Genomic DNA, 23,987 nt, shown 5'->3' with positions numbered 1-23,987 from the left:
ATACGCTAGGAAATTTTTGAATACCTAATATACAAACAGTTCGTGTAGATTTGAAATAAAGTCGCACTGTTTAAAATAAAAATGCGATGAAATAAAGCTGATTTTTTCAATAAAACATTGATTTAATAGGTTTTATCTTATCTTTTAATCAATCTCTTTTATAAAAGAATCCATTTAAAAAATGGATTCTTTTTGTTTGGTACATGTTCTTTATTATTTTTCATTGAAAAAATCAGGAAACATCTCTTGTAGTTTATTGATAGGTTCCTCTAAATTATTTTTTTCTGAGGATTTTATTGAGTCTTTAGAAGTTTCGAATAGAGTTTTAAAATTTGTTAATCTACTGTTTTTATCAACGCTAGCGTTGAAATCTAAAAGATTGTCTTTGAGTCCTGTTTTTTCTTGTAAGTGAGGGAAGGTACTAGAAAGAGTTAATTGATCGTAAAGGTTTTTATAATGTTCAACTTGTACTTTAAGCTTTTTAATTTGCAAATCTTTTTCAGCAGCAATTTGCTTTATATGGATAATTTTTTGTTCATCTTTTTTTAGGGTATGGAGTTCTTCATACAACTTAATAAACATTGTTTCAAATTCATGAAGTGCATTAATAATTTTAGGAGTATTACCCTTATAAATTTCAAAAATTTGTTCTATGTTTGGAAAATATACCTCATCATCTTTGTTTACACCAATTGTTCGATAAATAGGTTTATTTAATTCAGCTATAGTTTTTTCTAATCTTCTTTTCCAGGTGTTTCTTCCAATGCCGGTCTCTTTTTCAAGAAGAGAGTAAGTTAAATGTACGTGTCCTAATCTGTTTTTTACTTCTAATGCAAGTTCTTTTAATTCCTGATCAGTAAAAATTCTAGGTCGTCCTGAATTTTTTTGTCTTCCTTTTAGCATCAGTTTTTTCACTCCTCTATAAACTTTGCATCAACAATAGCCTTGTGGTCCATATACTTTAATAGTTGTCTAGAATGTTTAGTTAGAAGAGACTCGTGATAGTTCACTCGTTCATGTGACTTCGATAAACTAAATTCTTTAATATATTCAAGATGATCATTGATTCTATTTTCTAAGTCCCTTGAGTATGATTCTAACCATTTAATCGCCTCGTCATATTCATCGATAGATGGATTGAAAAAGTAATGATTAACACATATTCTACAATCCTCAACGCAATTATTAGGGAAATTTTTATCAGTGCAGTAGCCATAATCAACTTTCTGGTACTGGTCTGAGTTTTTAGGTGAATATAATATTCTGTTATCAAAAATTTTTCTTTTAGTTCCCAAAAAGCCACCAGACATTTTGTTTTGAGCTTGTTTCTCAACTATAGTTTGAGTAAGTCTGTATACATATGATTGAGCAAATAATTTGGCATGAGAATAATAGTTTGACGCATGTTGTATAGTTGTTTGTCCAGCTAATCTGGCGATGGATAAAACATTAAATCCTTGTAAGAACATGTTAATGATTGCAAAATGCCTTGTATCACCCGGAGAAATCTTATCTAAAGAGTGCTGTGAATACATCTGTTCAACTATTTCTGTATAAAAGTTATTCATTAAAGTTTGAAATTGATGTTTTAAAATTCTATTTGAGGATCTCTTAATACCTCTAGAAAAAAACTGACAATAAAATTCTTGTGGGAATAGATTATCTGTATGGATGTTATAAGTATTCAACACATATTGAAAATCTTTAATCGCCTTAGACATATCATCAGTAATAAGAATATGTTGAAAATATTCTTGTTGTTTGGGGGTATCGAACTTTTGTTTCGATCTCGGAATAACAATCCATGTTTTACCATCATTTTTTTCATATAGACAATTATATTTCATTCTTAAAAATTCATTGGGTCTCATGGGAATAATATTTGTAATAGTCCACCATAAAATTACAGGATAATATTTATGGTATCTAGGTAGGACTATCTTATATTTAAAATCATTAATTATTTCATCAAAAAGCAGAACATGATAAAAATTGGGTAAATCTCTATTTTTCCATTTAGGTGAAGGGAATGAGTCGCATATTTCTATGTATTTTTCATGTCCTGGCAACGGTGAAAATTTCAAAAACTCTTTAAGTACAAGTGCAAATGTTGAAGCCCATGGTATGCTGAAACTAGAAAGTAATTTTTCGAATTGAACTGTGGAAGTTACACCCTCGGTTGCTAAAATTATTTTCCTGAGTATATTGAATTCAGTTTCTATAGTTGAAGGTGAGATACCTGAAGCGCGTCGTAATAAAAGATAACATTTAATAATGGTGCATAATTTTTTATATGAAAATAATTTATGAAATGACAGCTTAAAAGGTGTATTTTGGATGTTACATGGAATAAGCCATTCATCATCATCAAAAGATTTTGCTATTATATATCCATTGATAAGTAAATCGTTAAAGATATTTTCGAATTTGGAAACATTAATATCGTTGTAAGTTATAGATTCAGTAACGGCTATTAGCGTGCTCCCCATATTTATTATCTTTTTTAATTGCATAATATATATCCTTTACATAGTATTTTTTTATAAAAGTAAATGTTGTTTAACTTTCTCTAATATTTTTGTTTTTTCTTTTAAAGGAAGAAAAGAATTGACGACATTAATACCAAAACCTTTAATTGCTTCGTCAATTAATAAAATAATATTGAGAAGAAAAAACGAATCCCTTTTTCTAATAGCATCATACTTGGTGTTCTCTAATGAACTAGTTAACCGCTTAAGTTCACTAATGGCTTCAATTAACACCATTTTTTCAGGGATAAAATACTCACAAGAATAACATGTTTTTAGATTTTTTCTTTTACAATTAGGATATACAAGACATTGGCCCGCTTTTTCTTTCGAAGGCATTTGATTTGTAAATAATTTTATTGCAAGTGTTTTCAGTTCTTCCATTGGAAGATACTTGATTTCATCTAAAACACGGTTCTTATTAGTATGAATGTTTTGCAAAAAGATCGCCCATTTTTCTAGTTCCATAGGTGAAATAGAATTACGTAGCTCTTTAATAGTATCGGTTCGTTCTTCAATTGTTTGTCCATGTTGTAAGTCTTCTTTTAATCTAAGTAAAATATAGTTGTATAACCACCCAAACATACCACGGTTTAACAAGTTTATTGAGACTCTATTTATGCTACCATCTTTATTTTTTGCTTGAATGTAAATAGCAGTTGTATCTGAATTTTTGTGTGATCTAGTGTTTTTTGTAATTTCTAGGGCTAAATCAGCATCTTCACCATCTTCTTCTAAGATTGAATAAAAAAGATAAGTCATGGTACTTCTATTCATGGTTAAACAGTCAAAATCTTTTAATTGAGGAGAGGGATTAAAAAAGTTTAAATGCTGATCCATTCCGGATACTCTGGTTGATACAATTTTTTTGCCAAAAAAGAAAGTACCAAGTATAAGAGAATTTTCAGGAAGTGCAATGTAATTTTGTATATTTCTTTTATGAAGTTCAGAAATGACAAGTGAATGCGCTAAGCTCTCTATTAAGTTTGGAGATACATAGAAGTTATAAAGTACAGAAACTTTGTTTGCGACGGCATTTCGAAGCTTAATATAAAGTTGATTAATAATACTTTGTGATTCTTCCATGGTTAATTTATTGGTTTTGAACCAAGATAACTTGTCTGCTCTTATAGAATCCAGTTCTATAGAAGGGAATTCATGAACAATATCTGTTCCTCTCCAATTATTGGTGAGAAGAATTATTGTGTACGCCCACATATTGGCGTAGTATCTACATTTAGTAGCGTTAGTAATATGCATTTCAATGTTTTGAACGTGAGTATAATATTGGTGATAAACTTCAAATGAGTATATATTTTTTTCTGAATAAGCAGGATCTTTTTTTGAGTAGTAGTATAAATATTTTTTTTCTCTATTTATTCCATTTTGATTTTCACAATATGACAAAAACTGAACGAAAATTTTTTTTAGTTCATTAGATAAGGTTTTGTTGGAAAGAAAAAGCTCTATTTTAGCATTCGAAGTAGTCCATATTTCCTCATGGAAATAAGAAAGCATTTTATCATATAAATTAATAAATTTTAATGTATAGCCTCTTAAGGAGGATGGTCTAGCATTACTAGAATTAATCTTGATGTCCACCCATTTTTTGTAAATAGACGATGTTTTTATTAAATCAGTGGGAGGAGGATGGTTATGATAATGGTTCAGTAGGTCTTTTAAAGCTTTATGTGTATCATAAACAGTATCTAATACATATTGTAGACTTTCTAAATACCTATTTGCATTTTGGATAGGGATAAAGAGCCTATTATTTATTTTTATAGCACCTGTCAATAGGCCTTTTTTTATATCTAAACGTAGTTTATCAAATGTAAATCCTGAAATAGAGCGTAGGGTATTCAAATCGTAATGATCAATTAAATGTAGCATTCTTGTTTTATGATTATAGTAGTATTCTTTTTGGAAATTCTCTAAATCAATTTTTGATACTAGCCAATGGTATCCACCAGCTGCAGGCACTTTTGTAGAATTAGGGAAGTAGTCTTTTAAAAGCCCTCTTAGCCAAATTGTTGGAGCTTGTAGTTTTTCTGATGCTTGTTTAACGGTTAAGAAATTTGTCATGTGTTTGTTTTTTTCTTGTTTCTGTGTTGCTGTATCTACATGTGTGTAATAATCTTTTTTAGTAAAATAATTTAATAGGTTGGTGAGTTCGTTTTTATGACAATAATATTTATTTAGATGCATTACATAATTTGGTATTCGCTTTGTGTGTATTAGACGTCGGATTGAGCTATCTGTCACATTAATTCGGTGTTTTTTAAGTTGACTTATTATTTCATTAATGGAAAGAAATTCTTTAGGGTTAAATTGATCTATATAGCCAATCTTTTTTTTTATTAATGATAAATGAGACTTTAGAAAAAATATATTTCCTTTAGAATGAGGGAGTTTAAAAGTGCTGATTTTATTTGCATATATGTATTTGTAAATTCGTTCTTTGGGGATTCCCAGTTCTAGGCTAAGTTCATTAATTGTATAGTAATCCTCAATTTTTTGTGAAGGAAGATGTGCGTTAGAATGTTCGAAATAATAAATTTTTAGTGTTTTTATTTCTTCTTTATGAATATAAAGTTTATTTTTAAATTTCATATATCTTTTTATTAACCCAGTGGAAACCTTTTCGTGAATCCATGATGTTCCTCGTATACTCAAACCGTCTTTTTTTAAAACTTCAAAAACTTCATATACTGTTAGGTAGGAGTTTCTATCATCAACAGGATTTAGGTTAGCTTTTTCTTTTGTTTTTTCTATCTCGTCTATATCAATATACATACGTCCTTTAATGTTTTTTATCTTTGAGATAAAGCCCCTTTTAATATATTTATAAGCTGTAGATTCGTGAATTCCTAGTGCTTTACTAAATTCCAGTACAGTTAAGTATTGGAGTTCGCCATTATTTTCAGTAGACATTTGTTCACCTCTTTTTTGAAGGGAATATAGTATTAATCAAATTTATTTCTATCAATAAGACGAGGTATATAATTTTCATGCATATTATCGAATTTACCTTCAATTTTTTTTCTCATTCTATCCGTCTTAACCATATATGTTAAAGAGGATAATAAGTTATTATCTCCACGATGAAAAGCTATTTCAAGAGGATTATCTGTATTTTCGGCAATAAGGTTAGTGAAAGTCCCTCGCCCTATATGAGTAGACCAATCTGCAAGGAGTAAATGATTCGCAAGAATTTGTTCTTCTGAGTTACCGTATGTTTTTAAGAAATTTATAAAATTACGTTTTAGTTTATTAAAATATTGACTGTAGCTTTTTCCTGACATAGCTTTTCCATCTCTATTTATAAAGAGAGCACCTGAGTCAGTATGATCTTTATATAAATTAATATGATCTGTAAAAAGAACCTTTCCCCAGTCAAATATTTGTAGGATGGCCTGATTTCTAGGCTTTTTTACGCTACTGGATCCAGAATGATCTTTAATATCCTTTCTGAAATTTTGATTTTCTAAAGTGAGTAGAAAATCTCCAGTATTTAATTTTCTCTTTAAGTTTGAACGTTTCAAATTGACAACCTCGCCTCTTCTTAAGCCACCAAATATTTGTAGATAGACTCCTAATGCGATTGGCTTTGTTTTTAGGGTAGCAATTTCTAATAATAGAGGAATGTATTTTGCTGGTAACATATGTTCTTGCTTTGAGACTGTTTTGGTGGGATAGATGACTTCAAAAGGGGATTGGAAATAATATGTTCTTTGATAAGTCTCTTTTTTTATAAAAAGGGTTTCATTTACTTTTGGTAAGCATCCTTTCTTTTGAAGCCAAATATAAAATAATGTCAGTGTTCTTTCAGCATCTTTAACAGTACCTACCGTTCTTTCTTTGCGAGATAGATTATTAAGAAAATCATTTCCATGTACTAGTTTTAATTCTTTTAGATTATTAATCCCTAACTGTTTCTTGTTAGTTAATAAGTAGTTTAGAAAAGAAACCGTATTATTACAATGTTTTCTTTGGGTATTGTAAGCATTATATTTCCAATTGCTTAGTATAAAATCGCTTAATGGATGTACAATGTGTATGTCATTTGAAGTTTCTTTAAGTCCAATAATTGAGAATTTCTTATTTGTTATATCACCTTTACTTGAAGTATTCCATTCTAGCCAAACAGGAATAGAGAAAAACTTATAATTTTCTAATTGTAGAGTAATCATTTTTACTGTCCCCCCCAATCACATAATTTTGTACATTAACTTTACGGATTTGGTCGAAAGATATGTGTATAAATCTATAATATATTGTCGCTTTTTTGTGTACAACAATAATTTCTTAAAATTTAGAATTTACTTGTTTTTATAGTGTTGGATAGGGATAAATATGTACATGAAGTTTAAGTACATACTTATGGAGATATGTCGTTTGGCGAAAATCGGCTGAGAATGTAACTGAATATTGTAAGAAGGGATCACTTGTTGGGATTACAGGGCGTATTCAGACGAGTAATTACGATGATGAACAAGGCAAGAGAATATATAGAACTGAAGTTGTGATTGAGAGTATTACCTTTTTGGAGAGAAGGCGGGAGGGGGCATCGTAATAAAAGGTGATTTTAAGTAATAGCTACGGAAAAAATTGTGGAAAGTATTTTAATAAACTTAAAGAAGGAGTACCGCCAGCTTTTTTTGGAAAACAAGTAAAGAGTATACAAAATTTTATAACGTTTTTCGGCTAATCCAGTAACAATCGAGAACCGTAAAACCCATCACAGTATTGGAATGTATAAAAAGATGCATCGAGTGATAGAAAATAAAAAAGGGATTCCTTCTGAGAGTAAGGAATCCTCCTTTTTATTGTTTCTTGCAAGTGAATTATTTAAATTCTTGTCTATATAATTTAAACGAATAAATAGCTCCAACGAAGAATACAAAGGCTTCAAATAATATAAAGATTTGACGGAAATTCTCAATATCTTTACCAACTAAAGAAATGAATATGCAATTCATTAGAATTTGAGTAGTAAACATACAAGAAATAATTTTAAAATAAATAGGAGTTGTTCTTTCATCTGGTTTACCAATTTTTTTGTAAATAATAATAAGTGCAATTACTGAACCCAAAAATAGAAGTGCTGTAAGTCCTACAACGATATTGAAATTTCCTGTACTTTCTAACATCCATTTATTTAATAAATCAATCATTATTATCTTCCTTTCCTACATAAGAGAATATTTCGTTCTTCTTTTTCACTATAATAAAAAAAGAAAAAGGAAAACATCGAACTTTCTTACAAATACTCGTGTATTCTTACAGTTTTGTCATTTTGCAAATGTATTCATCGCCTTGTCTTGCACTATTTTCTTTGGAAAACATAGTGAATTACGAGAAAGAGCGCTACAAGATCAACTTCCGAGAACGAAAAATATGTAAATAAGCTGTCTATATGGACAGCTTATTATATTTTTTTGCTTAGCGTGTTTTTTTCAAAAATAATGGCGATGCCTCAAGAAATGGATAAAAAATAAAAATCATCGGAAACGAAAGCTTTTAAAATCCCATCCCTAATTTGAAATGTAAAAAGAATGAAATAGTATGGTAGCGGGAAGAAAGTAGTAAAATTAAGCACCTGAGTAGGAGTATATAGTGATAACATGTTACAATACAGCTAAGAACACGCAATAAAGGAGAGTTTTTTACGTGAAGATTAAAGCAATTGAACCGACGCCAAGTCCAAATACAATGAAAGTTATTTTGAATGAAGTATTACCATCAGGAGCGCGTAATAATTATACAAATGAAAATAAAGAACAAGCACCAATGCAAGTGCAAGAAATTTTGAAAATTGAAGGCATTAAAGGTGTGTATCATGTAGCTGACTTTTTAGCAGTCGAGCGAAATGCAAAGTATGACTGGAAAGTATTATTACAACAAGTTCGTGCTGTTTTTGGCGAAGAAGTAGTGGAAGAAAGTGAAGAACAACAACTGTCTCATTTTGGAGAAGTGAAAGTGTTTGTTCAAATGTTCTTTACAATTCCAATGCAAGTAAAGTTAACAGATGGAACATCGGAAGAACGCGTTGGCTTACCAGAACGTTTCAAAGAAACAATTATGAAAGTACAAATGTCTGCACCAAACGTTGTAAAAGAGCGTAAATGGGTAGAACAAAGTACACGTTACGGTAGTTTTGAAGAAATCGGGAAAGAAGTAGTAGAAGAGATTGTTGCTGCTTATTCAGAAGAACGTGTAAATGAAACGGTTAAAGAATTATTAAATCAAGCAGGTGCTGTTGAAGTAACGATTCAAAAGCGTGAACCATATAAAGTAACAGAAGAGATGATGAAAGATTCTGACTGGAAAAACCGTTTTGCAGCATTAGAACAAATGGATCCTACTGAAGAAGATATTCCAGTGTTGAAGATGGCGTTAGATGATGAAAAAGTTTCAATACGCCGTTTAGCAACAGCGTATTTAGGTATGGTAAAAGGTGATGAAGTATTACCGTTATTATATAAAGCGTTGTTAGATCGCTCTGTAAGTGTTCGTCGTACTGCAGGAGATTGTTTATCAGATGTAGGTGATCCGGCAGCGATGTTCGTTATGATTAAATCTCTGAAAGATCCAAGTAAATTAGTACGCTGGCGTGCAGCGATGTTCTTATTTGAACTTGGAGATGAAAGTGCGATTCCAGCATTAAAAGCAGCGCAAGATGATTCAGAGTTTGAGGTAGCGATGCAAGCACGTCTAGCATTAGAGCGTATTGAAGGCGGAGAAGAAGCAAAAGGTTCTGTATGGAAACAAATGACGGAGTCTCGTAAAGGGGAATAATGTATGATTGTTTTCTATGATAGTTGGTGTCCGATGTGTACGGCCGTTGCAGAACGTACGAAAAAATTAGATAAAAAGGGTAAGATGAAATTTGTTTCATTTCGAAATGAAGATGTAGTTGAGAAATATAAGCTTTCTCAAGAACTACAAAGTAAAATGGAACAAAGACTGTATATTTTTAAAAATAATAAGTGGTATGACGGCATTCAGAGCATAGATGTATTAGCAAAGGCCGTTCCATCTTATTGGTTTGCAGTTCCTTTTATAAAGCTATCTATCGTACTTGGTTTTGGAAGTAAAGTATACGATTATATCGCTAATAATAGAAAACTTGTTCCAGTGGGACATTGCCGCGGTGGGGTTTGTGAAATCCCTACAAAAAAATGAAATCATCGTTATCTTTCTTTTGCACCTATTAATAGAGCGTGATATGATGAATTTGGAATGAAAGTTGAAGGAGAGATTACAAGATGTCAAATGCTTATGAAGAATACATGCGCCAAATGGTAATCCCAATGCGCCAAGAGTTAGTGCGTTCTGGGTTTGAAGAGTTAACTACAGAAGAAGCTGTAACAGAATTTATGGAAAATACATCAGGTACAACTTTAGTAGTTGTAAACTCTGTTTGTGGTTGTGCAGCTGGTTTAGCACGTCCATCAGCAGGTCAAGCGGTTGTTCGTGCTGAAAAACAACCTGATCATCTTGTAACTGTATTCGCAGGTCAAGATAAAGATGCTACTGCAAAAATGCGTGAATACTTCGGAGAAATTCCTCCATCTTCACCATCTATGGCATTATTAAAAGGAAAAGAAGTTGTTCACTTCATTCACCGTCATGAAATTGAAGGTGCAACTATGGACGAAATTATTACGAACTTAGAGCAAGCTTTCGAAAAGAATTGTTAAAGAAGGGGGAGAGTAAATCTCCCTCTTTTCTTTATATAGAGGTGAAACAATGATCGTAACAACAGCAGGAAGAACAAACAAAGAAATGACAGCATATGCAAAAAAGGTAGCAGAAGAATTAAATCGTTCTTTCATTTTACGTAATGATATACCAGTGCATAAATTACATGAGCAGTATGAACAAGATATACTTGTCGTAGGAAAGAACCGATTAGCTATTTATCCGAAAGGTACGGAAGAATCATTTTTCTTTCATCCGAACTCAGCGATGTTTCGTGTGAAAAGGTTAATGCGTGGAGAACACGATCCGTTTGTACAAGCTGCTAAATTAGAGAGCGGAATGACAGTGTTAGATTGTACGCTCGGTATGGCATCAGATAGTATTGTAGCTAGTTATGTTGTTGGTGAAAGTGGAACAGTAACAGGACTTGAAGGCAATGAATATATGGCTTATATCATGAGAAATGGTTTGAAAACATGGTCTTCATCTGTTTCTGAAATCGATGAAGCAATGCAAAGAATCCAAGTAACGCAAACGGAGCATTTTTCATTTTTAGCGCAATGTGAAGACAATAGTTATGATGTCGTTTACCTTGATCCGATGTTTGAAGAAACTGTCATAGAATCTGACGGAATTAAAGGATTAAAACACTTCGCTTTGTATCATGATATTACTGACGAAACAATTGCGGAGGCAAAACGAGTGGCGAGAAAACGTGTCGTTTTAAAAGATCATTTTCGTAGTTCTAGATTTGAAAAACACAATTTTCATGTATACAAAAGAAAAAGTGCTAAGTTTCACTTTGGTGTAATTGACCCTTGCTAATTGTTTGAAAAGATGTATAATAAGCAATAATTAATTAAATATACTGTCTGTGATGAAGAGAGTAGTCTTTTTTAGAAGGAAAGCGAGCTAGGGATGGTGTGAGCCTAGTACGGAAGAAAAAGATGAAGCGCACTTCGGAGATGCTTCTTGAACGAATAGTAGAGAAAGCCGAGGCCCCCTGTCCTCGTTATAAACGGGAAAGTGGTTCGTAACGAACAACAAGGGTGGTACCACGGGTTAAAACTCGTCTCTTTTTTAGAGACGAGTTTTTTGTGTTTTAAAAAATAAGGAGGTTGTATCATGGATTATAAAATGCAGTTTGCGGAAAGTTTATCTAATATTTTCACGAATGAATTAACGCAAAAACAAATTTTAGATTTAATTGAAACACCGAAACAAGATGAATTTGGAGATGCAGCGTTCCCATGCTTTTCATTAGCGAAGCAATATAAAAAAGCACCAGCTCTTATCGCAAAGGAAGTTACTAAGAAATTAAATGATCCGTTTTTTACGAAAGTAGAAGCCGTTGGTCCTTATGTAAATGTATTTTTCAATCGTGAAACTGTAAGTGATGCAGTATTAAAAACAGTTTTAGCGGAGAAAGAAGAGTTCGGTCAAAACCACTTTGGCTGTGAAAAAACAGTAGTAATTGATTATTCCTCTCCTAATATCGCGAAACCTTTTTCGATGGGGCATTTACGTTCTACAATGATAGGAAATTCGCTGAAACATATCGCTGAAAAATGTGGCTATGAAGTTGTAGGGATTAATTATATAGGAGATTGGGGAACACAGTTTGGAAAATTAATTACGGCTTATAAAAAATGGGGAAATGAAGCAGTAGTTAAAGAAGATCCAATACGTGAGCTATTTAAGTTATATGTCCAATTCCATGAAGAGGTAAAAGACGACGAAGAACTAGAAGAAGAAGGACGTGCTTGGTTTAAGAAATTAGAAGAAGGTGATGAAGAAGCGGTAGAGCTTTGGAATTGGTTCCGTCATGAGTCCCTTAAAGAATTTTCGCGCATTTATGAACTTCTCGGCGTAGAATTTACTAATTTTCAGGGAGAAGCATTTTATAATAATTTAATGGAAGATTTTATTGGGATTTTAGAAGAACATGAGTTGCTTGAAGAATCAGAAGGTGCATTAGTCGTTAATTTAGAAGAAGAAGGAATGCCGCCTTGCTTAATTAGAAAATCAGATGGTGCGACGATTTATGCAACGCGTGACTTAACGGCAGCTTTATATCGTCAAAACACTTATGGGTTTGATAAAGCGCTATATGTTGTTGGTCCAGAACAAAGCTTACATTTCAATCAATTTTTCACCGTATTAAAAAAACTTGGCTATACTTGGGTTGATGGTATGGAACACGTACCGTTTGGCTTCATTTTAAAAGATGGTAAGAAAATGTCGACACGTAAAGGAAGAGTTATTTTACTTGAAGAAGTACTCGAAGAAGCAATCGAACTTGCAAAACAAAATATTGAAGAGAAAAATCCAAACTTAAAACAAAAAGAAGTAGTAGCAAAGCAAGTCGGTGTTGGTGCAATCATCTTCCACGATTTAAAAAATGAGCGTATGCACAATATTGAATTCTCATTAGAAAACATGCTGAAATTTGAAGGAGAAACAGGCCCGTACGTACAGTACACACATGCACGTGCTTGTTCTATTTTAAGAAAAGAAAGTGTAGAATTTGAAACATGTACATTTGCTTTAAAAGACAATCATAGCTGGAGTGTCGTAAAATTACTAAATAAATTCCCGCAAATAATTGAAGCAGCTTTCAATAAAAATGAGCCATCGATTATTTCGAAATATATATTAGATGTAGCACAATCATTCAATAAATATTACGGTAATGTTCGTATATTAGAAGAGAGCAAAGAAAAAGACAGCAGACTCGCATTGGTTTATGCTGTGACGGTTGTATTAAAAGAAGGATTACGTTTACTTGGGGTGGAGGCTCCTGAGGAGATGTAGCATAAAAGGTGTATGTATCATTACAGATATGTATGCCTTTTTATTTGGTATAGGAGTCATGTAAGCAGTAATCTCACCTTATTAAAACCAATTTCTTGGGTAATTGTTAAAAATGTAGGAATGTTTTGTTAAATGGAGAATTGTAAGGGGTGTATATAAAAGGAGGCGTTAGAGGTTGGAAACATACGATTGGAACAGTAAACTAGCGTATTTAAAAAATACGAGAGATTTATATTACAATAGCGATTATGTAAGTTTTCTAGTGAATTCAGTTTGGAAGATTTCTGAGCCAGTCCATGTTGTTGATTATGGTTGTGGATATGGTTATTTAGGCTTATTATTAATGCCTTTACTTCCAGAAGGATCAAAGTATACAGGCATTGATAGTGGAGAAACATTATTAGCTGAAGCGAGAGAGTTGTTTCGTTCACTTCCGTACGAGTCAGAATTTCTGGAGGGAGATGCTATAGAAATTGAATTGAACGATACATACGATATAGCAATTTGTCATGCCTTCTTATTACATATGAGTTCACCAAAAACGATGCTACAAAAAATGATTCATTCAGTTAAAAGTGGCGGGAAAATAATCTGTTTTGAACCACATTGGATATCAAATATGTCTTCATACACTTTGGATGGAGAGAACCAATCGGAAATTATCCAGCTAGGCATTTTGCAGAATTTATTTGAAAGTGACACGCAGAGGAGTGGAAAAGATGGAAATATTGGTATGAAAATACCAATATATTTAAGTGAATTAGGTGTGAAAAATATTGAATGTAGAGTAAGCGATAAAGTGAACTTTTTAGATTCAAATATGCATCACAATGATAAAAACGATTTGTATCAATCATTAAAAGAAGAGGGGATTGCAGGTGATCCGGGTGATAAGCAACAATTTGTAGAACGTTTAATGGCTAGAGGATTAACATATGATGATGCGCTAGCTCAATATGAAGCTGAACTACGATTTTTTAAAATATTTCATGTGCATTCTTCTTTAGTATACGCTCCGAATATGAAAATTACATTTGGTGACATAGTATGTTAAAAGTCATGATATATAAGGATCGTCGTTTAATGCCGATATAATTTGAAAATCGCCGATATATTTGAATTATCGCTGATATAATTTTATGTACTAATTTCAGCTTCTACAAGATTAAAACCGCATGTTACGTTATTCCATATAATTAAACAAAATACGGAGAAAAACAATCATTTTTACTATATTTTGTTATAAATTTGAATAATATTAATTAATACCATCCATTATAAGAGATTTTAGTTGAATACATACTATATGGTGTGTAAAATCTAAGCAAGTAGCAGTATAAATATAAATTCGAGGTGAATGCATGCTAGATTTTAAGCAGTTAGAAACTTGTTTAAAAGACAAGAGATTTGTAGATGGATTACAGGAAATAAATAATGAAATTGCATATATAAAAGAAACGAATACTTTATCCTATGTGAAGAATTGGCTTGCCAATATTACTTCGCATAAGGAGTTCGATATATTAATTCGCCTTACTGATGAAGGGCTTATGCACCAATACAGTTCATTCCTCATTCGTTACGCTTATAAAAAATTCCCAAATATGAGAACGCTCTCTTTATATTGTGATGAGTTAATTGATGAGCGGAAAATTCTTGAAGCAGAGCAGTTGTTAAAATCTTCTTTAGAAGAGTTAAGTAAAGAAGAAATAGATGCAGATTTTTTAGCGAAAACATATTTTACATTAGTACGATGTCTTTTAGAAATGAAAAGAAATGAAGAAGCGCTAATGTATATGCAAAAAGCAGAGGAATATAGTACGCGCGTAGTGTTTGATAAATGGGGCTACGTTTATATGCATACAGGCGAATGGAAGAAAGCGGAAGAACAATTTATTGCTGGCATGCAGCATGAAGATTGTGAAGAGTTATCTACCTATTTATTATCACAATTGTATGCAAATAAAGGAGAACAAAAACGTGCGATACAGTTAATTAATGATGCGATTGTAAAGTTCCCACAAGTACCATATTTTCATTTTGAGAAGGTAAAGTATTTATTAGATTTAGAGCAATATGAAGAGATGTTAGCGGTAATAGATAACATAAATACTCAGCTGCCATATCATGCTTATAACACTTACTTTGTACATTTACGTGCAGAAGCGCTGTACAAAATGAATAAATTTGCAGATTTACAAAAGCTATTAAAAGAAGAAAAGAGTTTAAAAGAATCTTTATATCATAATTTAGAAAAAAATCCGGATGGAAAAAAGGTTCACTTGCCGATAGTTCCTATTGTACAAAAGGATAATTATTGTGTTCCGACAAGTTTAGAGATGATGTTGCGTATATGGGGAGGGACACGTACACAAGATGAAATAGCAGAGTTTATTTTTGATATGACAGGATCGAAGTTTTCAGATACTGTTTCTTATTTGGAAGAATTAGGTTATGAATATCGTTATTTTAAAGGGAATGAAGAGAATTATAAGAGACTGATTGATGAAGGAATTCCTGTTTTATTAAGTATAGATATTGAGCATGCTTCACACGTACAAGTTCTATCTGGATATGATGATACATTGCAAGCTTTCTATGTTCAAGATCCAAACTTTATAGAACCAGTTCTTGTAGAATATAGTAAATTACAAGAAAAATATCGTTATACAGGCTGTTTAGCAATCACGTTTGTTCCGAAAGAAAAGAAGGCGCAACTAGCGTTTCTAAGTGAGGAAGAAAATCGTTATTTTAAATCTATTTTTTCTCTTACGGATCATTTAGATGAACATGACAAAGAGGGAATTAGTAACTTAGTACAATTTTTAAAAGAAACGAGCGATAATCCAAATACGTGGCTATATACGATAAAGCACTTAGATGTTGAAGTAGATAAAGAATTTATTTTATATTGTATCGATAAGTTAATGGAAAAGTTTCCGAACTCGGACTTTGTTAAATTGCATGGTGCACAGTGTTTTATTCGTCTTCAGGAAGTAGAGAAAGCGGAGCAAATGCTGACAAGCGTTGAGAAGAAAAATAATCGTGCATTATATCATTTGATAAATGGAAGATATGCTTTTGAGCAGGAAAGTTATATAGAAGCGATTTCAAGCTTTCGTTCATCGTTACAATTAGACGCAGATCAGCCTATTGCTTGGAGTTTTCTCGCTTTATCCTATATGTATATTGATCAATCTGAAAAAGCATTGCAATACTCTCAAGTTGCGTTAGAGCGCAGTCCTGAAAGGTTCACTTTAACGAATCACGGTTTAATATTAATAGATTTAGAAAGATATGAAGAAGCATATGAAATCTTTAATGACTTGTTAAAAGAGTATAAATATGAAGCACATGTATGGTATGAACGAGCGAGATGTGCACATCAACTAGGAAAATTATATTTAGCAATAAAAGGGCTTAAAGTAGCGATTCTTTTGGATAGTAATGCACCTTACATTTATACGAAACTTTCGGAAATATACGAATCTGATTTGAAGGATGAGGAAAGTACGAAAGAAATTTTATTAAACGGTATTGAGAATTGTGATGATAAAGCACCTCTTTACGTAAAATTAGGTGACTATAATTTTCAAAATGATAGCTTGGAAGAAGCAGAAGTATTGTATAAGCGTGCTTTAGAAGAAAATGATGAGGATGTTTATTCTCACTTCGGACTTACACAAGTGTATATGGCAAGAGAACAATACAAGGAAGCAAAAGAATATATTCTTGGTCTTGAGAAGCAAATTGAAAAGAGCCAAGATTTCCTCATGAATGCAGGAATGGTTTTATGGGATGCTGAAATTGAACTTGGTGGAAATGAAGAAGGATTTAAAGTAGCGCTATCTAAGTTAGAAAATGGTATAAAGAAAAGTGATTATAATGTAGCAAGTGCGTTAGATGAATATGTGAATCGAATTAAAGGAACGGAATTTGTACAACGAGGTATAGCGTTTTTAAGAACGTTACACAAAGAAAGAAATGAAGTAAGTGAGTACGGTTGTTATGCAGGTATTTTATATGAATCTATTGGACAGTATGGCCAAGCGATGAAAAGATATAATAAGGCGATAGAACAAAAGGACACGGCATTACCGTATTACCGAATTGGTGAAACACTTATGGCATTAGGGCAATTGACGGAAGCAAAACAAGCGTATGAAACATGTTTAGAGCTTGATGGGAATTTCGTAGGTGTACATTTACAGCTTGCGGAAATATACGAAAAAGAAGAAAACCGTTCTAAAGAACAAAGTCATATGGTTCAGGCGATGAAGGAAGAGCCGTTGCATATTAATATGGAATATTTGGCACAGCTTTCAGTAGATATGAATCTTCAGGAAGAATTGCTGACGGAACTAGAACAATTAGCGGACGAAGTACCTGAAATATGGCGTTTAGATGCGATTGCATATGTGTACGGAGCGATGAATGAAATAGATAAAGAACAAGAACAGATTGAATACGCGCTACAATTAGATGGTGAGCATATAGAAGTACTATATCATTATGCAAAAGTATTAGTGAAAAAAAGAAATGTAAAAGCAATTGAAGTTGCAATGAAAGTAATACAAAAAGATTTTGATAATGAACGTATATTTGATGTTTATGTAAAAGCAGTAGAGCAACATAAAAAATTGTCTAACATACGAGATTTTCTTCATACGTTAAAGGTGAAAAAAGCAGAAAGAAGTACAGCATTCATGTATGCTGCAGCTGCGGTTACGGAAATATGGATTGAACGGCAGCTGCATGAACAGCCAAAACGATCTATCATTACGAGAGCTTTTTATCGTATGAAAAATCGTGCGAAAGAAATTTCAATGGTTACTATGATAATTGATTTATATGAAATCTCTTTAAAGTTAAATCCGAAAAATAGTATGGCAGCACAGCGATTTGCGCTATTTTATGAGAATGTAGAGATGAATAAAGAAGCAATAGAGATTCTTCACACGTCACTAGAAAATAGATGGGATTATGAAGTAGCAAAGCAACTTGTAAATCTTTTCATTGAGTGCGAGGAAGAAGATATGTTAAGAGATGCTTTGGAATTAACGAAGCAAATGGTTCGAGAACTACCAGATGATTATGATACTCTTCTTCTGCAAGCACAAGTATTCTTTAAAGAAGGGGAAGAAAGAAAAGCAGAAAAGATTACCTTACAATTAACGGAGCAAACACCATTCGTAAGTAGAGCATTTCTTGCTTTAGGAGAAATGTATCAAAGTCAAGAAAGGTTTGAAGAGGCAATTCATGTATTAGAAAATGCTTCTATAAATCATCCAAATGAAACAGCAATTCTCCTTTCTTTAGCGTCTTCATATCATGGTGCCGGCCAAACACTAAAGGCAGAAAAAATAGCAAATGAAGTATTAACAATGGATGCAAATGATTTGTTAGCAAGATATGATCGTGCTTGTTATTTAGCACAGTTAAATAGAAATGAAGAGGCGAAGGAAGAGCTTGAAATTGTCCTTCGTGAGGATGAATCGGGATTCTTTGCTGAACTTATTGAGGATGATGAAAATTTAGCAGCATTGCGAGAATTTGAAAAGTAATTGTATAAGAATAGGGGAAAAGATAAGGATATATTTTGAATTAGTTGACAATTAGTTGTCAAATGGCATAAAATAACTTTTAACAAAGTATACAAATCTGAAGACGAGAAAGAGTAAAATAGTGAACTGTTCTCCAGAGAGCCGGTATATTGCTGAAAGCCGGTGGGCAGACGTTATTTGAAAATCATCTCCGAGGAGCCGAGGCTGAAAGTGAGTAAGCCCGGACGGATGTCTACCGTTACAAAGAACACGTATGATAGTACGTTGCTAAGCGCTATTAGTGAAAAAGCTAATAGAATTAGGGTGGTAACGCGGGTAAACCCGTCCCTACTTCATAGGGACGGGTTTTTTGTGTGCTTTTAAAACATTCAAAGGAGTGATTGTAGATGAAGAAAGTAGATGTAAAAGAGTCAGCTGTAGGGAGAGAAACACGTATTCGTAAGCAGTGGAACGAACAAAGCATTTTTGAACAATCAATTCAGAATCGAGAAGGCGCGCAATCGTTTGTGTTTTATGAAGGACCACCAACGGCGAACGGTTTACCACACGTCGGCCATGCACTTGGTCGGGCAATTAAAGATTTAGTAGCAAGATATAAAACGATGGCTGGTTATAAAGTAGTAAGAAAAGCAGGATGGGATACACATGGTTTACCTGTAGAACTAGGTGTTGAGAAGCAACTTGGTATTTCTGGTAAACATGAGATCGAAGAATATGGCATTGAACCATTTATTCAAAAGTGTAAAGAGAGTGTTTTCACATATGAAAAGCAGTGGCGTGAATTCACTGAAAGTATTGGTTATTGGGTAGATATGGATGATCCATATGTAACTTTAAAGAATCCATATATCGAAAGTGTATGGCATATTTTGGGGACAATCCATGAAAAAGGATTGTTATATAAAGGACATAGAGTTTCACCATACTGTCCAAGCTGCCAAACCTCATTGAGCTCACATGAGGTTGCACAAGGGTATAAAACAGTAAAAGATTTAAGTGCAACTGTGAAGTTTAAAGTGAAAGATAGTGAAAATGAGTATTTCTTAGGTTGGACAACAACGCCTTGGACACTTCCAGCAAACGTAGCGCTTGCTGTACATCCAAATATGGAATATGTTAAAGCAAAACAAAAAAGTCATGTATACATTGTTGCGAAAGAACGTGTACAAGAAGTATTAAAAGAAAACTATGAAGTATTATCTGTTCATAAAGGCGAAGAATTATTAAACACATCTTATACAGCGCCATTTCCGATGAAAGAAGTTACAAATGGTTACCGCGTTATCGCAGCAGATTTTGTAACGGCAGATAGTGGTACAGGACTTGTTCATATTGCTCCAGCATATGGAGAGGACGATTATAGAGTTGTTCAAAGTGAAGGATTGTCATTCTTGCACGTTGTAGATGAAAAAGGTGAGTATACAGAAACGGTACCATTTTTGAAAGGTAAATTTGTAAAAGATTGTGACGTTGACATTGTTCGTTATTTAGCGAAAGAAGGTTTGCTATATCATAAAGAAAAATATGAACATAGCTACCCACATTGCTGGCGTTGTGATTCACCACTACTTTATTATGCAGGAGAAAGTTGGTTAATCCGAACAACTGCAATTAAAGATACATTTTTACAAAATAATGATTCAGTTACTTGGTATCCGGATCATATGAAACATGGACGATTTGGTAAGTTTTTAGAAAATATGGTGGACTGGAATATTAGCCGAAATAGATATTGGGGAACGCCATTAAACGTGTGGGAATGTGAAAGTTGTGATCATCAGTTTGCGCCGAAAAGCATTGCCGAATTAAGAAAGCATAGTACGAAAGAAACACCGGAAGATTTAGAATTGCATAAGCCTTATGTAGATGAAGTTCAAGTCCGCTGCGAAAAATGCGGAGGCACAATGAATCGTACACCAGAAGTGATTGATGTTTGGTTTGATAGTGGTTCTATGCCATTTGCACAATATCATTACCCATTTGAAAATAAAGAGTTATTTGAAGAGCAGTTTCCAGCGGATGTTATTGCAGAAGGAATTGATCAAACACGCGGCTGGTTTTATAGTTTATTAGCAGTATCAGCACTATATACAGGAAAAGTACCGTATAAACGAGTGTTATCACTAGGGCATGTTTTAGATGAAGAAGGGCAGAAAATGTCTAAAAGCAAAGGAAATGCACTAGATCCAGTTGATTTAGTAGATAAGTTTGGTGCAGATGCGCTAAGATGGGCTTTACTTGTTGATAGTGCCCCGTGGAATGCGAAGCGTTTTTCTGAAAGAACCGTACTGGAAGCGAAATCTAAATTTGTAGATACATTAGTCAATGTGTATAGCTTCTACGTTTTATATGCAAATTTAGATGAGTATAACCCGAAAGAAACGTATGATGTAAGGCGTACGAAATTAGACGAATGGGTATTATCAAGATTGCATAGTACAGCGAAAAAAGTGAGAACAGCACTTGATGATTATCAATTTACGAATGCAGCTCGTGAAATTGCAGCACTTGTAGATGAAGTGAGTAACTGGTATGTAAGACGCTCACGTAATCGTTTCTGGGAATCTGGTATGAACGCTGAAAAAGCTGCTGCGTATGAGACACTTCATGAAGTACTTGTAACAATTAGTAAATTAATTGCACCATTCACACCGTTTGTCGCGGAAGACATTCATCTTAATTTAGAAGGAAGTAGCGTTCATTTAGCTGATTATCCAGTTGTAAATGAATCACTACTTCAGCCGAAATTAGAAGCGGAAATGGATGCTGTTTTACAAGTTGTTGAACTTGGAAGAAGTAACCGTAATCAGCATTCTTTAAAAGTAAAACAGCCGCTAGCAGAACTTGTATTACTTGAGCATAACGAGAATGATATGGATTGGGAATCTTATCGTGATATCGTTATGGATGAGTTAAATGTAAAAGCGTTCCATGTTGAACTCGATGAAACAAAATACACATCATATCAATTGAAGCTCAATTTTAAAACAGCGGGGCCGAAATTCGGTAAAAATGTGAATGCAGTGAATGGTTGGCTAAAACAATTATCACAAGAAGAAGTACAAAACTTTGTATCAACAGAAAGAGCAGTTTACGAAGCAACACCAGGAGAAGAAGTAGTTGTAACTGCTGAAGATGTGTTAGTTGAGAAAGTTGCAAAATCAGGATTCTCTAACACGACTAACGGACAATATACGGTTATGTTAGATACGAATGTAACAGAAGAATTGTTACAAGAAGGAGTAGCGCGTGAATTCATTCGTGCGGTTCAAGAATATCGTAAACAGTTGAATTTACCAGTTAATTTACGAGTCGATGTTATTCTCGATACAGAAGAAGAACTACAACGAACGTTAACGAACCATAAAGATTTATTGGAAGAAAACTTACTCGTTAAACAATTTACATTTGGTCACTTAACGAACGAAGACGATGAACTTTCTTTAGGTGAAACAAAATTTAGAATTAAATTAAGTGCAGCTAATTAAAGAAAAAAGGAAGTTGGAATGATTCCAACTTCCTTTTTCGTATGGAGGTAAATTAACTAGCTAATTTCCTCATAATCCATTCGATAGGTCCTCTAGAAAATTTCTTTCTCCATAATACGCTAAACAAAATACTGAAAATGAAAAATACAGTAGTAAATAATAAAACGAAAAGTAGTGTTTGATGTTCCATTCTATTGAATAGAATTAATGTCCCGATCCCGATAAATACATGACTTACATAATGAGTTAATGTTAATTGACCTGTTTGTATAATGGAAGTAACAAACCAATTATTTTCATATTTTTCAGTGATATAGAGGCAAAGTATTAATATAGCAATAGCAGATCCTGTTGCAGATAAAATGTACAATACATTTGGTAAAATGGGTCCTGTATTAAACAAAAATGTAGCAGCTGCTTTGCCAATGTGTGGAATGAAGTAGTACGTGAGCCCTTTTGATAAAAGTTCTATCAGTATGGTGAATGTAATACCGAGCAAGAGCAACCTATCTCTAATCTTTTTATTATGAAGATCTAATCTGCCAATTATCATACCGATTAAGAAGAATGAAAACCATGGGAAAAAAGGGTGATAACCATTAAAGAATAAATTGCGAAGAAAACCGTTAACTGTCCAGAAGTCTACATAGTTTATAAATGGAGTAGGGCCTCCCCAACCTTCGAAAGCATTGAAAGTAAGCTGAAGAGATTGTGCCAAGAGTAGGATAATAATAGATAAGAAGAGTAATGCTTTTTTTCGGACTGTAATGAGTAAGGCAGCAACGAAAAGGTAAACACCATAGTAGTGTAATATATCCCCAGTCCACTCCATTACGTATAAAAGTAATCCTAAAATAAATAAGAATAGTGCCCGTTTCCATATGATCTTTCGGCTATTAGAAATTTTTATTTTTTCATTTCTAGCAACAGAGGATCTAGTCATTAAAGATATTCCAATTCCAGCAAGTATAACAAACAAGGCAGAAGCTCTACCTTCAAAAAGTGACATGAAGGTTATTAAAAATGGGGGACCATTTCCTTCTGCACCTGTTATCACCATAAAATTAACAAGCAGCATACCAAACATCGCCAAGGCCCTAGCAAAGTCTAAGCCGATAATTCGTTTTTTAGTATTCAATTCAATCCCTTCTTTCAAAAATACTGTTTACAGCTTCCATCCATATTTGTCTATAATCTATATCCACATGTAACATCATAAAATTCCCGACATTATCAAGCACTAATGCTAACATATGAGCTTTTGAAACTAGATTTTTATTTTCAATTAATTGCAGCTCATTTGCTTTTGTAAGGAGTGATTCAAACCCTTGTAAATATTCTGTTTGCACAGTTAGTAATCGATCTTTGTACATATCATTTCTTGAAGATAGTAATACATATTCTTGCAACACACGATTAAAATAAGGATCGTTCTGCTGTTCATCAATTATTTTGAATCCAATTTCAATGCATTTCTCAATAAAATTTTCTTTCGTAAACTCTTCTGTATGGAAGAAGGAAGAAAACTGCATCGCAGCACATAATTCTGTGAAAATACATTCGATTAATGCATCTTTAGATTTAAAGTAATAATAAATGGACGGTTTAGCAATTCCGACTTCTTCAGCAATCATTGAATAAGTCGTTTTGGTAATACCATGTCCGGCAAACAGTCGATAGCTTGCTTCCATAATTGAAGAGAGTGTTTCTTCACTTTTGCTCATAATAAAGCCTCCTAAAAAAGGTTATATAAATCGTATCATTCATTAATGTTTTTTCAACCTACCGTTAGGTAAAAAAGTGGCCTGTTTTTTACAAAGTCATTTAAAAAGTTTAAGAGTTAAGGAATTGCTTTAGAAATATATTTCTAAAGTATTGTGTTCACT

Annotated in this window: 15 protein-coding genes, 2 pseudogenes and 2 other annotated features; of the genes and pseudogenes, 10 read left to right on the top strand and 7 right to left on the bottom strand. The window is 33.1% G+C overall.

Annotated features, from left to right (window positions below):
• Positions 1 to 213: 213 nt before the first annotated feature.
• Genes OXT04_RS10450 through OXT04_RS10435 form a run of 4 tightly spaced genes read right to left on the bottom strand, consistent with a single transcriptional unit; the run spans position 214 to position 6,721 of the window.
• Complete coding sequence (locus OXT04_RS10450) at positions 214 to 903, bottom strand: hypothetical protein (protein WP_267414323.1); 690 nt, start codon at positions 901 to 903, stop codon at positions 214 to 216.
• An 8-nt stretch (positions 904 to 911) separates the two neighbouring features.
• Positions 912 to 2,513, bottom strand: a complete 1,602-nt coding sequence (locus OXT04_RS10445) for a site-specific integrase (RefSeq protein WP_267414321.1) — start codon at positions 2,511 to 2,513, stop codon at positions 912 to 914.
• Positions 2,514 to 2,540: 27 nt separating this feature from the next.
• Positions 2,541 to 5,462, bottom strand: a complete 2,922-nt coding sequence (locus OXT04_RS10440) for a helix-turn-helix domain-containing protein (protein WP_267414319.1) — start codon at positions 5,460 to 5,462, stop codon at positions 2,541 to 2,543.
• Between the two features lie 32 nt (positions 5,463 to 5,494).
• Positions 5,495 to 6,721 (bottom strand): hypothetical protein, encoded by a 1,227-nt coding sequence (locus OXT04_RS10435; protein ID WP_267414318.1) that lies wholly within the window; start codon positions 6,719 to 6,721, stop codon positions 5,495 to 5,497.
• Between the two features lie 197 nt (positions 6,722 to 6,918).
• On the opposite strand from OXT04_RS10435, the pseudogene ssb reads away from it, so the two are divergent.
• Positions 6,919 to 7,104 (top strand): annotated as a pseudogene (gene ssb / locus OXT04_RS10430) (single-stranded DNA-binding protein); the annotation flags it as partial.
• Between the two features lie 271 nt (positions 7,105 to 7,375).
• Here the strand turns inward: ssb and OXT04_RS10425 are convergent.
• Entirely contained in the window at positions 7,376 to 7,705 is a 330-nt protein-coding gene (locus OXT04_RS10425; RefSeq protein WP_000566285.1) for a hypothetical protein, read from the bottom strand.
• A gap of 139 nt (positions 7,706 to 7,844) precedes the next feature.
• On the opposite strand from OXT04_RS10425, the pseudogene OXT04_RS29915 reads away from it, so the two are divergent.
• The 9 genes and pseudogenes from OXT04_RS29915 to ileS all read left to right on the top strand — a co-directional run.
• Positions 7,845 to 7,919: pseudogene (locus tag OXT04_RS29915) on the top strand (transposase); the annotation flags it as partial.
• Between the two features lie 282 nt (positions 7,920 to 8,201).
• Positions 8,202 to 9,329, top strand: coding sequence for a conserved virulence factor C family protein (locus tag OXT04_RS10420; protein WP_267414315.1), 1,128 nt, complete (start codon positions 8,202 to 8,204; stop codon positions 9,327 to 9,329).
• A gap of 3 nt (positions 9,330 to 9,332) precedes the next feature.
• The gene (locus tag OXT04_RS10415) at positions 9,333 to 9,716 is read left to right on the top strand and encodes a thiol-disulfide oxidoreductase DCC family protein (RefSeq protein WP_000634891.1); all 384 of its coding nucleotides are present in this window, start codon (positions 9,333 to 9,335) and stop codon (positions 9,714 to 9,716) included.
• 83 nt (positions 9,717 to 9,799) lie between these two features.
• Complete coding sequence (locus tag OXT04_RS10410) at positions 9,800 to 10,234, top strand: BrxA/BrxB family bacilliredoxin (protein ID WP_000063706.1); 435 nt, start codon at positions 9,800 to 9,802, stop codon at positions 10,232 to 10,234.
• A 49-nt stretch (positions 10,235 to 10,283) separates the two neighbouring features.
• Complete coding sequence (locus OXT04_RS10405; RefSeq protein WP_053564641.1) at positions 10,284 to 11,060, top strand: class I SAM-dependent methyltransferase; 777 nt, start codon at positions 10,284 to 10,286, stop codon at positions 11,058 to 11,060.
• A 40-nt stretch (positions 11,061 to 11,100) separates the two neighbouring features.
• Positions 11,101 to 11,315, top strand: a binding site (T-box leader).
• A gap of 45 nt (positions 11,316 to 11,360) precedes the next feature.
• Positions 11,361 to 13,049 (top strand): arginine--tRNA ligase, encoded by a 1,689-nt coding sequence (gene argS / locus OXT04_RS10400; protein WP_016512888.1) that lies wholly within the window; start codon positions 11,361 to 11,363, stop codon positions 13,047 to 13,049.
• 175 nt (positions 13,050 to 13,224) lie between these two features.
• Positions 13,225 to 14,103 carry a class I SAM-dependent methyltransferase gene (locus OXT04_RS10395; RefSeq protein WP_053564639.1) on the top strand — a complete coding sequence of 293 codons (879 nt, stop codon included), beginning with the start codon at positions 13,225 to 13,227 and terminating at the stop codon, positions 14,101 to 14,103.
• Positions 14,104 to 14,410: 307 nt separating this feature from the next.
• Entirely contained in the window at positions 14,411 to 18,613 is a 4,203-nt protein-coding gene (locus OXT04_RS10390) for a bacteriocin-processing peptidase family protein (RefSeq protein ID WP_267414311.1), read from the top strand.
• A 91-nt stretch (positions 18,614 to 18,704) separates the two neighbouring features.
• Positions 18,705 to 18,945: a binding site (T-box leader), on the top strand.
• 54 nt (positions 18,946 to 18,999) lie between these two features.
• Positions 19,000 to 22,101 carry an isoleucine--tRNA ligase gene (gene ileS, locus OXT04_RS10385; protein ID WP_267414310.1) on the top strand — a complete coding sequence of 1,034 codons (3,102 nt, stop codon included), beginning with the start codon at positions 19,000 to 19,002 and terminating at the stop codon, positions 22,099 to 22,101.
• A gap of 52 nt (positions 22,102 to 22,153) precedes the next feature.
• Here ileS and OXT04_RS10380 read toward each other — a convergent pair whose 3' ends face one another.
• Positions 22,154 to 23,239 carry a DUF418 domain-containing protein gene (locus OXT04_RS10380; protein ID WP_141505484.1) on the bottom strand — a complete coding sequence of 362 codons (1,086 nt, stop codon included), beginning with the start codon at positions 23,237 to 23,239 and terminating at the stop codon, positions 22,154 to 22,156.
• A 1-nt stretch (position 23,240) separates the two neighbouring features.
• Complete coding sequence (locus OXT04_RS10375) at positions 23,241 to 23,825, bottom strand: TetR/AcrR family transcriptional regulator (protein ID WP_000045218.1); 585 nt, start codon at positions 23,823 to 23,825, stop codon at positions 23,241 to 23,243.
• Positions 23,826 to 23,987 lie beyond the last annotated feature (162 nt).

The organism is Bacillus sp. GC_Bacil_1 (assembly GCF_026540675.1).
Taxonomy (GTDB): Bacteria; Bacillota; Bacilli; order Bacillales; family Bacillaceae_G; genus Bacillus_A; species Bacillus_A cereus.
The sequence above is the reverse complement of the archived record's forward strand: the minus strand, read 5'-3'. Positions and strand labels throughout refer to the sequence as shown.

Bases quoted from the DNA above. Each gene is read 5' to 3' on its own strand.
- OXT04_RS10425 (WP_000566285.1), bottom strand. From the start codon at position 7,705: ATGATTGATTTATTAAATAAATGGATGTTAGAAAGTACAGGAAATTTC.
- OXT04_RS10405 (WP_053564641.1), top strand. From the start codon at position 10,284: ATGATCGTAACAACAGCAGGAAGAACAAACAAAGAAATGACAGCATAT.
- OXT04_RS10410 (WP_000063706.1), top strand. From the start codon at position 9,800: ATGTCAAATGCTTATGAAGAATACATGCGCCAAATGGTAATCCCAATG.
- OXT04_RS10450 (WP_267414323.1), bottom strand. From the start codon at position 903: ATGCTAAAAGGAAGACAAAAAAATTCAGGACGACCTAGAATTTTTACT.
- argS (WP_016512888.1), top strand. From the start codon at position 11,361: ATGGATTATAAAATGCAGTTTGCGGAAAGTTTATCTAATATTTTCACG.
- OXT04_RS10440 (WP_267414319.1), bottom strand. From the start codon at position 5,462: ATGTCTACTGAAAATAATGGCGAACTCCAATACTTAACTGTACTGGAA.
- ileS (WP_267414310.1), top strand. From the start codon at position 19,000: ATGAAGAAAGTAGATGTAAAAGAGTCAGCTGTAGGGAGAGAAACACGT.
- OXT04_RS10445 (WP_267414321.1), bottom strand. From the start codon at position 2,513: ATGCAATTAAAAAAGATAATAAATATGGGGAGCACGCTAATAGCCGTT.
- OXT04_RS10375 (WP_000045218.1), bottom strand. From the start codon at position 23,825: ATGAGCAAAAGTGAAGAAACACTCTCTTCAATTATGGAAGCAAGCTAT.
- OXT04_RS10415 (WP_000634891.1), top strand. From the start codon at position 9,333: ATGATTGTTTTCTATGATAGTTGGTGTCCGATGTGTACGGCCGTTGCA.
- OXT04_RS10435 (WP_267414318.1), bottom strand. From the start codon at position 6,721: ATGATTACTCTACAATTAGAAAATTATAAGTTTTTCTCTATTCCTGTT.
- OXT04_RS10390 (WP_267414311.1), top strand. From the start codon at position 14,411: ATGCTAGATTTTAAGCAGTTAGAAACTTGTTTAAAAGACAAGAGATTT.